At 71.7% G+C, this 11,623-nt stretch carries 11 protein-coding genes; 4 read left to right on the top strand and 7 right to left on the bottom strand.

Going from position 1 to position 11,623, the window contains the following annotated elements:
- Nucleotides 1-340 precede the first annotated feature (340 nt).
- From J2S57_RS14160 to J2S57_RS14140, 5 genes are all read right to left on the bottom strand, one after another.
- Entirely contained in the window at nucleotides 341-439 is a 99-nt protein-coding gene (locus tag J2S57_RS14160) for a 30S ribosomal protein bS22 (protein ID WP_003792170.1), read from the bottom strand.
- 178 nt (nucleotides 440-617) lie between these two features.
- Nucleotides 618-842, bottom strand: coding sequence for a helix-turn-helix domain-containing protein (locus tag J2S57_RS14155; protein ID WP_307242719.1), 225 nt, complete (start codon nucleotides 840-842; stop codon nucleotides 618-620).
- Between the two features lie 349 nt (nucleotides 843-1,191).
- Nucleotides 1,192-2,307 (bottom strand): acetoin utilization protein AcuC, encoded by a 1,116-nt coding sequence (locus tag J2S57_RS14150; protein WP_370882644.1) that lies wholly within the window; start codon nucleotides 2,305-2,307, stop codon nucleotides 1,192-1,194.
- A gap of 111 nt (nucleotides 2,308-2,418) precedes the next feature.
- Nucleotides 2,419-3,258, bottom strand: coding sequence for a pyrroline-5-carboxylate reductase (gene proC, locus J2S57_RS14145; protein ID WP_307242715.1), 840 nt, complete (start codon nucleotides 3,256-3,258; stop codon nucleotides 2,419-2,421).
- Between the two features lie 195 nt (nucleotides 3,259-3,453).
- The gene (locus J2S57_RS14140) at nucleotides 3,454-4,692 is read right to left on the bottom strand and encodes a PucR family transcriptional regulator (RefSeq protein WP_307242713.1); all 1,239 of its coding nucleotides are present in this window, start codon (nucleotides 4,690-4,692) and stop codon (nucleotides 3,454-3,456) included.
- A 77-nt stretch (nucleotides 4,693-4,769) separates the two neighbouring features.
- Between J2S57_RS14140 and J2S57_RS14135 the strand changes: the two genes are divergently transcribed.
- Both J2S57_RS14135 and pruA read left to right on the top strand, forming a co-directional pair.
- The gene (locus tag J2S57_RS14135) at nucleotides 4,770-5,690 is read left to right on the top strand and encodes a proline dehydrogenase family protein (RefSeq protein ID WP_307242711.1); all 921 of its coding nucleotides are present in this window, start codon (nucleotides 4,770-4,772) and stop codon (nucleotides 5,688-5,690) included.
- Between the two features lie 29 nt (nucleotides 5,691-5,719).
- On the top strand, nucleotides 5,720-7,348 hold the full coding sequence (gene pruA, locus J2S57_RS14130) for an L-glutamate gamma-semialdehyde dehydrogenase (RefSeq protein WP_307242708.1): 1,629 nt from the start codon (nucleotides 5,720-5,722) through the stop codon (nucleotides 7,346-7,348).
- A gap of 72 nt (nucleotides 7,349-7,420) precedes the next feature.
- Here pruA and J2S57_RS14125 read toward each other — a convergent pair whose 3' ends face one another.
- Nucleotides 7,421-8,278, bottom strand: a complete 858-nt coding sequence (locus J2S57_RS14125; protein ID WP_307242706.1) for a sugar phosphate isomerase/epimerase family protein — start codon at nucleotides 8,276-8,278, stop codon at nucleotides 7,421-7,423.
- Nucleotides 8,279-8,408: 130 nt separating this feature from the next.
- On the bottom strand, nucleotides 8,409-9,335 hold the full coding sequence (locus J2S57_RS14120) for a Ppx/GppA family phosphatase (protein WP_307242705.1): 927 nt from the start codon (nucleotides 9,333-9,335) through the stop codon (nucleotides 8,409-8,411).
- Nucleotides 9,336-9,426: 91 nt separating this feature from the next.
- Between J2S57_RS14120 and J2S57_RS14115 the strand changes: the two genes are divergently transcribed.
- On the top strand, nucleotides 9,427-10,332 hold the full coding sequence (locus J2S57_RS14115) for a DUF3109 family protein (RefSeq protein ID WP_307242702.1): 906 nt from the start codon (nucleotides 9,427-9,429) through the stop codon (nucleotides 10,330-10,332).
- 1 nt (nucleotide 10,333) lies between these two features.
- Complete coding sequence (locus J2S57_RS14110; RefSeq protein ID WP_307242700.1) at nucleotides 10,334-11,056, top strand: class I SAM-dependent methyltransferase; 723 nt, start codon at nucleotides 10,334-10,336, stop codon at nucleotides 11,054-11,056.
- The last annotated feature ends 567 nt before the right edge of the window (nucleotides 11,057-11,623 follow it).

Below are 11,623 nucleotides of genomic sequence, written 5' to 3'. Positions count from 1 at the left end.
CCAGACGCGAAACACGCATGATCACCGGCCGGATCTGCCCGGTTCTCCCCCGGCGCGCGTCAGGGTCCGCCCCGGCCCGGCCGCTCCTGGCCGGATCCGCCCGGCTCTCCCCCGCCCGGCCCGGGCAGCTGTTCCCGGCCGGATCCTCTCGGCCGCGAACCTTCCCGGCCGACCGCGGCGTCCCTCCCCGAGACGACCACCGCAGGTGTCCACCGCTCCCCGGCGGTGACCGACGCGTCCGCAAGCCGGTTTCGACGTTCTGGAATCGCCCCCAAAGCACGCGCGGCGGCCAGTCGAAACTGGCCGCCGGTGTGCGGTACTACGTCCGGTTCAGATGGTGCTACTTCTTGTTGCGACGCTGGTGACGCGTCTTGCGCAGCAGCTTGCGGTGCTTCTTCTTGGCCATCCGCTTGCGGCGCTTCTTGATGACGGAGCCCACGGGTCCTCGCAGTTCGTAGATCGGGTCGCCCGCGACGCCTTCGCGGGATCAAGGTTGCTCGCGGCGCGGGAAGAGAAGACCCACACCAAGCCGTACCTGGTCCCAGGGTAGCGCCTCGGACACGGTGCCCCCGGTCTCGCCCTCCGACAGGCGGGCTCCGGTGGACCTCAGCCGATGATCAGGCCGTCTCGCCGGCACCACTCATGTAGGAATGCCGAAGGTACTCCTGGACCGCGCGCTCCGGCACCCGGTAGGAGCGCCCCACCCGCATCGCGGCGAGCTCACCCGCATGCACGAGTCGGTAGACGGTCATCTTCGACACCCTCATGATCCCGGCCACCTCGGCCACGGTGAGGAAACGGACTTCGAAATCTCCCCTGGGCAGGGCACGCACGGCGGTCATCTCAGGTCTCCCCTCGTAGGGCTGACGGAGTGCGAATCTCGGGCCGTTCTTGTCCCTCTCGTACCGGATGTCGATTTCGCTCCGGATACGATCGGCAACGCCCCGTAACCAACCATAGGTGTAAGTGAGCCTGAAGTGTGAATCGAGTTGCCGACTGGCCCGAATTACCGGGTCGCCAACTCCCCCGAACTGCCCGTTTTTGGCCCTCAACCAACCAGTACGGGCCTGGTGTGCATCGAAGTCCGACCTCGAAGCCCTTTCGGGGGACAAAAACTTACTCATGGGTGACAGCCCGGAGCCGCCCCGCGATCATGAGAATTCTTGCCCGTGACGACCCTCGGAAGAGGGTTCAGTCGAAGTACGGGTCGAGCCCGTGGAGAGGGAAGATCGCCTTACGGGTGGCGAGCACCACGCGATCGATGGCGTCGGCCGGGTCGTACCCGGTGGCCCACGACCGGTAGTCGGTGTTCGCGCCGTCCGTCATCCGTTGCGGGGCCGGACGGCCGCACCGGGCCGAGACGTACTCCCGCCAGGCGGCGGGCACGTCGGTGCCCGGTGGCACCGGCCGGTGCGCCGCGATGCCGATCAGGTGTGACCAGGCCCGGGGAACCACGTCCACCACCTCGTACCCGCCCCCGCCGAAGGCCACCCAGCGGCCGTGCGCGAAGCGGTGGGCGAAGTCGTGCAGGGCCTCGTAGGAGGCGCGCTGGGCGTCCACCGAGAGGGCGAGGTGGGCCAGCGGGTCGAGCACGTGCGAATCGCAGCCCTGCTGGGTCACCAGGACGTCGGGCTCGAAGGCCTGCAGCAGCGGGGGCACCACGGCGTGGAAGGCGCGCAGCCAGCCGGCGTCGGAGGTGCCCGGCGGCAGGGCCACGTTCACCGCCTCGCCCTCGGCCGCGGGCCCGCCGATCTCCTCCGGGAAGCCGGTGCCGGGAAAGAGCACCCGCCCGTTCTCGTGCAGCGAGATCGTGAGCACGCGGGGGTCGTCCCAGAACATCTTCTCGACGCCGTCACCGTGGTGGACGTCGACGTCGACGTAGGCCACCCGCTTCGCGCCCGCCTCGAGCAGCGCGTGGATGGCCACACCGACGTCGTTGTAGACGCAGAAACCGCTGGCGGCGGCGGGCATCGCGTGGTGCATGCCGCCGACGAAGTTCACCCCGTGCTCGGCCTGCCCCGACCAGACCGCGAGCGCGACCTCCCGGCTGGCCGCGCAGATCCGGGCGCTGGCCTCGTGCATGCCGGGGAAGGTGGGCACGTCGCTCGAGCCCAGGCCGTACTTCAGGTCGCCGAGCGTGGGACGGGTCGAGGCCCGGCGCACCGCCTCGACGTAGTCGGCCGCGTGCACGGTGAGCAGCAGCTCGTCGGACGCCGGCTCGGCGCTGACCACGTGCACGCCGGCGGCGTCGAGCAGGCCCAGGGCGTCGGCCAGCCGGGCGGTGAGCTCCAGCCGGATCGGGGCCATCGGATGCTCGACGCCGAAGTCGTACGCCGTGAATGCCTCGTCCCAGACCAGCCGCAATGCCTCCACGACCTTTACCGTAATCGTTGGTAGGGGCTCGTGGCAGGTTCGGCCTCAGTTCTTGGAGAGCTGCTCCGACCGCTGGCAGGCCGCCTCGATCGCCGAGACGAAGGCGCCGCGCACCCGCTGGTCGTCGAGCAGCCGCAGGGCCGCCGCGGTGGTGCCGCCCGGGCTGGTGACCTGCTCACGCAGGATGCTCGGGTGGGTCCCGGTCTGGCGCAGCATGGTGGCGGCGCCGAACAGGGTCTGCACCACGAGTTCGGTGGACGTGGTGCGAGGCAGCCCGAGCAGTACGCCCGCCTCGATCATCGCCTCGGCCACGTAGAAGACGTAGGCCGGGCCGGAGCCGCTGACCGCGGTGACGGCGTCCTGGTAGGCCTCGGGCACCTGCAGCACCTTGCCGGTGGCGGAGAGCAGTTCCTGGGCGCGTTCGGTGTGCTCGGGCCGGCAGTGCTCGCTCGGGCTGAGCACCGACATGCCCTGGTCGACCAGCGACGGGGTGTTCGGCATCACCCGGATCACCGGGGTGCCCTCGGGCAGGTCGGACTCCAGCGCGGCGATGGTCTGGCCCGCCGCCAGCGAGACGACCAGCGTGCCCGGGCGCAGGGCCGGGCTGATCTCCTTCAGCAGACCGGACACGTCACGGGGCTTGACCGCGATCAGCACGGTGTCGCCCCAGGCCGCGGCGGAGACGTTGTCGAGCACCTCGATCCCGTGCTGCCGCCTCAGTTCGGCTGCCCGTTCGGGGCGCCGGGCCGAGACCACCACGTCGGCCGGGCCCCGGCCCGCACGCAGCAGACCGGCCAGGATCGTGCCGCCCATGTTGCCCGCGCCGAGGATCGCGACGCGGCCGGACGCCTGCTCGGAGACCTGTTCAGAGACCTGCTCAACCATGCGGCCATCATGCCCGGGCCGGGCCGGGCGAGCGGTCCGGGGCACTCCTGGAATCGGCGGTCCACTCGACCTCACATGTCGCGCGGGCGGCTCGTCTTCCCGGGTGGGTGGGTCCGGGCCGGCGCCGGGGCTTCGGTGCCTGACGACGCGTCGGCCCCCTTCCCGGGGCACCTCTCCCCCCGGCCGGGTCTTCGTTCAGTCCCCGCTCCGGGCCAGCACCTCCCCCAGTGCCAGTCCGAGGTGCAGGCCGAGGCGGGCCTCGCCCTCGTCCAGGTCCACGCCGGTCAGCTGCTCGACGCGCTCCAGCCGGTAGTACAGGGTCTGGCGGTGCACCGAGAGCGCGGCCGCCGTACGCGCCGCGTTGCCGCCGGAGTCCAGCCAGACCAGCACCGTGCGGATCAGGTCGGCGTCGGCCTTCTCGCGCAGCAGAGCCGCCGGGGTACCGGCGACCAGGGCCTCCACCGCGGCCGGCCCCGAAGCCAGCACCCGGTAGAACCCCAGCCGGCTCCAGCTCAGCACCGGACCGAGCTGCGGCCGGGCCAGAGCCGTCACCGCGGCGGCCGCGGCCTGGCGGGCGGCGATCGCGGGCCCCACCGGAACGCCGGCCCCCGCCGAGCCACCCACACCACCTGGGCCCCCGGCGAACCCCGGGCCACCAGCGCCACCAGCGCCACCCGAACCGCCGGTGCCGCCCGAGCCACCCGGGAAGCCGCACGGCTCGCTCACCCCGGCGACCGCCCCGGCCGGGAGCTGCCGCGTCACCCGCCGCGTCACCAGGTCGGCGTCCGCCCCCACCGGCACGGACAGCACCGAGCGCCTGCGCACCTCGCCCGGCCGACGGAAGTCGGCCACCACGAACGGTTCTCCCGGGTTCACCTCACCGAGCTCGACCAGACGACGCCAGGCGCCCACCACCCGGCCCGGCACCTCGCCCGCGGACCCACCGGCGCCGTCCGACGCGTCCTCGAGCAGGAAGGCGTCGACCAGGGACGCCCGCTCGTCGGCCACCCCCGCGCGCCGCGCGAGCAGCACCCCGGCCCGGTCCGCGAGCGGCGTGACCCGGGCCAGCGCATCGCCGGCCACCCCGGTGGGCGGCTCCACCACCCAGAGGTACCCGTGCGTCCGCCCGCCCGAACGCACCGGGATGCAGACCCGCGCGGCGATCTGGCGCGACTCGTCGGCCGGGATCCGCACCGGGCCGGTGGCCGAGGCGATGCCGTGCTCCAGAAAGTAGGTGCGCACCTGCGACGTCGCGGTCTTGCGCAGGATCGTCGCGGCCCGCACCTGGTCGACGCCCTCCGGGCTCTGCGAACCGTAGGCCACCAGGGCGAATCCGAGGTCCTCGAGCACGGCCGGGGCCTGCAGCAGGTCGGACACGTCGTCGACGAGCTCCTGCAGCGCGCGCGGGTCGGACTCGGCCGCAGCGGCGGTCATCCCAGTACGACAATCGTCGAAACGGCTCGTGACATCTGCACATGGTGGCATTCCGGTCCCGCTCCTAGCCTGGCCGTATGCCGAAACTCCTGCTGGCGGCCGCCCAGACCCGGCCGGTTCGGGCCTCTGTGAGCGCTCTGCCGATCAGTCGCAAGATGGTGCGCCGGTTCATCGCCGGGCCGGACGCCGAGTCCGCCCTGCAGGTCACGAAGTCGCTGCGGGAGCAGGACCTGTCCGTGACGCTCGACGTACTCGGCGAGGACGTCACCGACCGGGCCCAGGCCGCGGCCACCGCCGCCGCCTACCGCTCGCTGCTGGTCTCGCTCAAGGAGCACGGCCTCGCGGACCGGGCCGAGGTGTCGGTGAAGCTGTCGGCCCTGGGTCAGGCGCTGGGGCCCGACGGCTACCAGATCGCCATGGAGAACGCGTTCTCGGTGGCCGCGGCGGCGTCCGAGGCCGGCACCACGATGACCCTCGACATGGAGGACCACACCACGATCGACTCCACGCTGGGCATCCTGGCCGAGCTGCGCGCGCAGTACCCCTGGGTGGGGGCCGTGCTGCAGGCCGCGCTCTACCGCACCGAGGGCGACTGCCGCGACCTGGCCACCGCCGGGTCCCGCATCCGCCTGGTGAAAGGCGCCTACGCGGAACCGGCTTCGGTGGCCCACCCGGCCAAGGCCGACGTCGACGCGGCCTACCGCCGGTGCATGGAGATCCTGTTCAGCGGCGAGGGTCACCCGATGATCGCCACGCACGACCTGGCCCTGGTGGCCGAGGCCTGCGCGACCGCGAACCGGCTCGGGCGGACCAGAGACAGCTGGGAGCTGCAGATGCTGTACGGCATCCGCACCGACGAGCAGCTCAGTCTCGCGAAGGCCGGTGTGGACGTGCGGGTCTACCTGCCGTTCGGCACCGACTGGTACGGCTACTACATCCGTCGCCTGGCCGAGCGACCGGCGAACATGCTCTTCCTGCTGCGCCACCTCAACGGCTGATTCTCCCTAGAACAGAAAGGCTTACACCAATGGACGCGATCACTCAGGTTCCGGCTCCGGTCAACGAGCCGCCGCGGCCGTACTCGGCCGGCAGTGCCGACCGCGCCGCCCTGGAACCCGCCCTCAAGGAGATCTGGGGGAACCGGGCGGAACTGCACAACTGGATCGACGGCCGGCCGGTTCTGGGGGGCGGGGCCGTCGTCGAGGTCGTCGCGCCGTTCGAGAAGTCGCACGTGCTGGGCACTTTCCGTGAGGCCACGGCCGAGGACACCGCCGCCGCGATCGCCGCGGCCAAGAAGGCGGCGCCGGGCTGGGCCGCGCTGAGCATCGACGACCGGGCCGCCGTGCTGCTCAAGGCCGCCGACCTGCTCACCGGCAGCTGGCGTGCGGTCACCAACGCGGCCACCATGCTCGGCCAGGCCAAGACCATCTACCAGGCCGAGATCGACGCGGTCTGCGAACTGGCCGACTTCTGGCGCTTCAACGCGCATTTCGCCCGGCAGATCTACGCCGAGCAGCCCGCCGCCAACTCGCCCGGCATCTGGAACCGGCTCGACCACCGGCCGCTCGAGGGTTTCGTCTACGCGATCACGCCGTTCAACTTCACCTCGATCGCGGCCAACCTGGCCACCGCCCCGGCCCTGATGGGCAACACCGTGGTCTGGAAGCCCAGCCCCACGCAGGCGCTCTCGGCCGAGTACACGATGAAGCTGCTGACCGCCGCGGGCCTGCCGCCGGGCGTCATCAACCTGGTGCACGGCGCCGGGCCCGAGGTGTCCTCGGTCGCGCTGAAAGACCCCGACCTGGCCGGCATCCACTTCACCGGTTCCACGGCGACGTTCCAGCACCTGTGGGCCGAGGTCGGCGCGAACATCACCGGCTACCGGTCGTACCCGCGCATCGTCGGTGAGACCGGCGGCAAGGACTTCGTGCTGGCCCACCCCAGCGCCGACCTCGACGTGCTGCGCACCGCCCTGGTGCGAGGCGCTTTCGAGTACTCCGGGCAGAAGTGCTCGGCGGCGTCGCGGGCGTACGTGCCGGCGAGTGTCTGGGCCGGGTTGAAGGACGATCTGGCCGAGACCGTCCGTAGCCTGCCGGTCGGCGCCCCGACCGACTTCGCCAACTTCACCTCCTCGGTGATCGACGAGCGGGCGTTCGCCAAGCACACGGCCGCCCTGAAGCGCGCGGCCGAGGCCGAGGGCATCGAGGTCCTGGTCGGCGGCACCACCGACGACAGCGTCGGCTACTTCGTCGACCCGACCGTGCTGATCGTCGACGACCCCACCGACGAGGCGCTCACCACCGAGTACTTCGGCCCGATCCTGGCCGTGCACGTGTTCGACGACGCCGACTTCGACCAGATCGTGGCCGGGATCGCCGACGACTCGAAGTACGCGCTGACCGGGGCGATCATCGCCCAGGACCGGGCCGCGGTGGCCGCGGTGTCGGAGAGACTGCGGTTCGCCGCGGGCAACTTCTACGTCAACGACAAGCCGACCGGCGCCGTCGTGGGGCAGCAGCCCTTCGGTGGGGCGCGGGCGTCGGGCACGAATGACAAGGCCGGGGCGCCGCAGAACCTGCAGCGCTGGACCTCGACCCGGTCGATCAAGGAGACGTTCGAGCCGGCCGTCGACTGGCGCTACCCGCACATGGGGTGAAAGACCACCGTCAGGGCCCCGGAACCCCTCGTCCGGGGCCCTGACGGTCAGCGGGTCTCGACGCGCTCCGGATCAGCCGGTCGGCGTCAGGTTCGCCGAGTTCAGGTGCTCCCGCGCGAAGTTCAGGCACTCGGTGAGCTCGGACTCGCGCTCGCCGCGGGTGCGGCACTTGCGGGTGTTGACCTCGACCGCCACCACGCCCGTCCAGCTCTTCTCGGAGAGCAGGTCGAGCACCTCGCCGCAGGGCTGGGTGCCGCGGCCGGGCAGCAGGTGCTCGTCCTTGGCCGAACCGGCGCCGTCGGCCAGGTGGATGTGGGTGAGACGGTCACCGAGCGCCCGGGCCATCGCCAGCGAGTCGCCGCCGGCGGTCGCGGCGTGGGAGAAGTCCAGCGTCACATAGCGGTACGGCTGCTCCAGCGGGTCCCAGCCCGGGGAGTAGGCCATGACCTCGCGGCTGCGCGCGCGCCAGGGGTACATGTTCTCGACCGTGAGCGGCACGTCGAAATGGTCGTTCAGGCGGGCCACCCCGTCCACGAAGGCCGCGCCGTACTCCTTCTGCCAGCGGAACGGCGGGTGCGCCACCACGGCACTGGCACCCACGTCTTCCGCCATCTGCAGCGAGCGCTCGAGCTTCGCCCACGGCTCCTTGCCCCAGACGCGCTGCGTCACCAGCAGTGTCGGTGCGTGGATCGACAGCACGGGGACGCCGTAGTGCTGGGAGAGACGCTTGAGAGCGCCCGTGTCCTGGCTGACCGGATCGGTCCACACCATGACCTCGACGCCGTCGTAGCCCAGACGTGCGGCGATCTCGAACGCGTCGGCGCAGGACTCCGGATAGACGGAGCTCGTGGAGAGCGCCACCTTGGCTGACGGGGGCCGGGTCGGCCGGGTCTCCCGGCCGTCCGGCTGACCACTGTTCGATCGGCCCATGCCGTTCAGCGTAGTCACTCCCGCTGTGGACGCTTGTGCACACCCTCCCGGCAGGCACCGGGAGTCACCCCTCCGGCTGAATTCGCGCTGCCTCCGGGCGGCCCTCCCGGGCCGCCCTCTCTGGCGGCCGTCAGAACCCGGGGCCGGCCGCGCTCATCATGTCGTCGAGCCGGCGCAGGATGACGCCCTCGCGCAGGGCCCACGGGCTGATCTGCATGCTCTCGGCGCCGAGCAGCTCCATCGCGGCCTCGGCCACCAGGGCACCGGCGAGGATCTGACGGGCCCGGCCGACCGAGACACCCGGCAACTCGGCCCGTTCCGCCTCGGGCATCGCGGCCAGACGGGGCACCCACTCGGTCAGGTCGGCGCGCCGCAGCGTGCCCGGGTCGGTGGGGGTGCAGATGCGGGCCAGGGTGCGGAAGGTCTTGCTCGACCCGACCACCCGGTCGGGCTGGCCGCTGCGCACCACGTCCCGCACCACGCGTCCTACCTCGGCGCGCACGTACTTACGCACGGCGCGGACCTCGTCGGGCGCCGGCGGATCGCTCACCAGCCGGTCTCGCGTGAGCCGCCCCGCACCCAGGGGGAGGGAGATCGCGACGTCGGGCAGTTCGTCCATACCCGAGGCGATCTCGAGGGAACCGCCACCGATGTCGAGCACCAGCAGGCGGCCCGCCGACCAGCCGAACCAGCGGCGCACGGCCAGGAAGGTCAGCCGGGCCTCGTCTCCACCGCCCAGCACGTGCAGCTCGACCCCGGTCTCGCTGCGCACCCGGGCCAGCAGTTCCTCGCCGTTCGGGGCATCACGGACGGCCGAGGTGGCGAAGCCGATGACCTCCTCCACCCCGAGGTCCTCGCCCACGGTGAGGCTGGAACGCACGAAACGCAGCAGCGACTCCTCGGCCGCCGGCGAGACCCGTCCGTCTTTCTCCAGGTGCTCGGCCAGCCGGAGCTCGATCTTGTGGGAGGAGGCGGGCAAGGGGCGGGCGCCGGGATGGGCGTCGACCACCAGCAGATGCACCGTATTGGAACCCACGTCGAGAACACCGAGCCGCATTCCGTGAAAGTACCTCACCACAGCGCCACCACCGGCGCCGAATCAGCCCCTTGGACGTGGGAAGAGGCGGCGAGGGCTTACATTGTCGGCCATGCCCCATCCTCCCGCGCCGGAGATCGGACTCGACCCGGCCCGGCTCTGGCTCGAGTTCCCCGACCCCGAGCCCGCCGACGTCATCGAAGACCCCGAGAACATCGACGAGGACGACGATCTTGAGGACGTCGTGGTCGGGTTCGACGACTCGGACTCCGACTCCGACGACTCGGACGACTCCGATGACGACGAGCTCGAGGACGACCAGCCCGCCCAGGTCTTCCGTTGCGACCTGACCTGGCTGACCTCGAACTGGACGTGTGTCTACGGCAGCGGCTGCGCCGGTATCTACGCGGACCGCCCGGACGACGGGTGCTGCACCCTGGGTGCGCACTTCGCCGACGAGGAGGACGAGGAGCGGGTCACCGAGGCGGTCAAGGGGCTCGACCCGACGATCTGGCAGTTCCACGACGAGGGTCTGCGCGACGGCTGGACCGAGGTCGACCCGGACGGCCAGCGCAAGACCCGGGTGCTCGACGGCGCCTGCATCTTCTTGAACCGCCCGGGTTTCGGCGCCGGTGACGGTTGTTCGCTGCACAAGCTGGCCTGGGCCCAGGGGCGCGAGCCGCTGGAGCTGAAACCGGACGTGTGCTGGCAGCTTCCGATCCGCCGCTCGTACCGCACGATCGAGCGTCCCGACGGCACCAGCTATCTCGAGGTGACGATCAGCGAGTACGACCGCCGGGGCTGGGGCGCCGGTGGCCACGACCTGGACTGGTACTGCACCGGCAACCCGCAGGCCCACATCGGAGCGAAGCCGGTCTACCGCAGCCTGAAGCCGGAGCTGGTCGAGCTGATGGGCCAGGCCGCCTACGACGTGCTGGCGCAGCACTGCGACCAGGTCACCGGGGCCCGCAAGCTGATCCCGCTCACCGTCCACCCGGCCACCACCCGCGCGCGCTGACGTGTCCGGCGTCATCCCGAGCCCGAACATCTGGCGGTACCCGGCCGTCTACGAGGTCGAGAACCGCAGCGTCGACCCGGACGGGGTGCTCGAGCAGGCGATGCGCGCCGTGCGTCCCTGGGACGGCGCCGCCGTGCTCGACATCGGTTGCGGCAGTGGCTATCACCTGCCCCGGTTCGCCCGGGACGCGGCCTCGGTGACCGGCGTCGAGCCCCACCCGCCCCTGGTGCAGCTGGCCCGGCGCCGCGTCGCCGCTCTCGACGACCCGGACCTGGCCTCCCGCATCGAGGTCCGGGCGGGCACCGCGCAGGCGCTGCCCGTGCCCAGCAACTCGATCGACGTGGTGCACGCTCGCTGGGCCTACTTCTTCGGCCCCGGCTGCGAACCCGGCCTGGCCGAGATCCGCCGGGTGCTGAAGCGGGGCGGCGTCGCGTTCGTCATCGACAACGACGCGACCCGCTCGACCTTCGGCCGCTGGTTCCAGGAGTGGCTGCCGAAGTACGACCCGAAGGCCGTCGAGGCCTTCTGGCGCAAGCAGGGCTGGACCCGCGTCCCCCTCGACATCCGCTGGGACATGCCGACCCGCGCGGACTTCGAGGCCGTGGTCCGGATCGAGTTCAGTGCCGAGCACGCCGCGAAGATCCTGGCCTCGCACCCCGGCTCGTCGGTCGACTACGCCGTGAACCTGTTCTGGTTCGAGGCCCCCCGGGGCCTCTGGCGCTGAGGCTCCCGCCGCCGAGTCCCCAATGGTGGACGCGGTGGTCCACCCAGCCACCCCCTCACCCAACGCGGTGGTACCCGGTGAGGCAACAGGTAATTCGCCGCGCCGCCAGCGCAGGACCGCCGGGTCACTGAGCCGCCGGGGCGCTTGGTCGGTGAGTCGCCGGTTTGCAGGGGCGCTGAGTCGCCGGGGCGCAGGGATGTCGGGTCACCGGGTCACCGGGGGTGCCAGGTCACCGGGTCACCGGAGGTGCCAGGTCACCAGGTCACCGGAGGTGCCGGGTCACCGGGAGTGCCGGGTCACCGGGAGTGCCGGGTCACCGGGAGTGCCGGGTCACCGGGAGTGCCGGGTCACCGGGAGTGCCGGGGCGCTGAGGCGTCGGGTCGCAGGGTCGCTGGGCGCCAAAGGCACCGAGCTGCCGGAGCACGGAACGCGGGAGTGCTGGCCACCAGGGTCGCCGAGCCGCGGGGTTCCGGGGTCGGGGTTCCGGCTGCCTGGGTCGCTGGGTCGCCGGGTGCGCGGTCGCCGGGTCGCGCAGTCGCCCGTTACGCGTGACCGCTGACAACCTCA

It is taken from the genome of Kineosporia succinea (genome assembly GCF_030811555.1).
Taxonomy (GTDB): domain Bacteria; phylum Actinomycetota; class Actinomycetes; order Actinomycetales; family Kineosporiaceae; genus Kineosporia; species Kineosporia succinea.
The sequence above is the reverse complement of the archived record's forward strand: the minus strand, read 5'-3'. Positions and strand labels throughout refer to the sequence as shown.

Bases quoted from the DNA above. Each gene is read 5' to 3' on its own strand.
- J2S57_RS14155 (WP_307242719.1), bottom strand. From the start codon at position 842: ATGACCGCCGTGCGTGCCCTGCCCAGGGGAGATTTCGAAGTCCGTTTC.
- J2S57_RS14150 (WP_370882644.1), bottom strand. From the start codon at position 2,307: ATGGCCCCGATCCGGCTGGAGCTCACCGCCCGGCTGGCCGACGCCCTG.
- proC (WP_307242715.1), bottom strand. From the start codon at position 3,258: ATGGTTGAGCAGGTCTCTGAACAGGTCTCCGAGCAGGCGTCCGGCCGC.
- J2S57_RS14140 (WP_307242713.1), bottom strand. From the start codon at position 4,692: ATGACCGCCGCTGCGGCCGAGTCCGACCCGCGCGCGCTGCAGGAGCTC.
- J2S57_RS14135 (WP_307242711.1), top strand. From the start codon at position 4,770: ATGCCGAAACTCCTGCTGGCGGCCGCCCAGACCCGGCCGGTTCGGGCC.
- pruA (WP_307242708.1), top strand. From the start codon at position 5,720: ATGGACGCGATCACTCAGGTTCCGGCTCCGGTCAACGAGCCGCCGCGG.
- J2S57_RS14125 (WP_307242706.1), bottom strand. From the start codon at position 8,278: ATGGGCCGATCGAACAGTGGTCAGCCGGACGGCCGGGAGACCCGGCCG.
- J2S57_RS14120 (WP_307242705.1), bottom strand. From the start codon at position 9,335: ATGCGGCTCGGTGTTCTCGACGTGGGTTCCAATACGGTGCATCTGCTG.
- J2S57_RS14115 (WP_307242702.1), top strand. From the start codon at position 9,427: ATGCCCCATCCTCCCGCGCCGGAGATCGGACTCGACCCGGCCCGGCTC.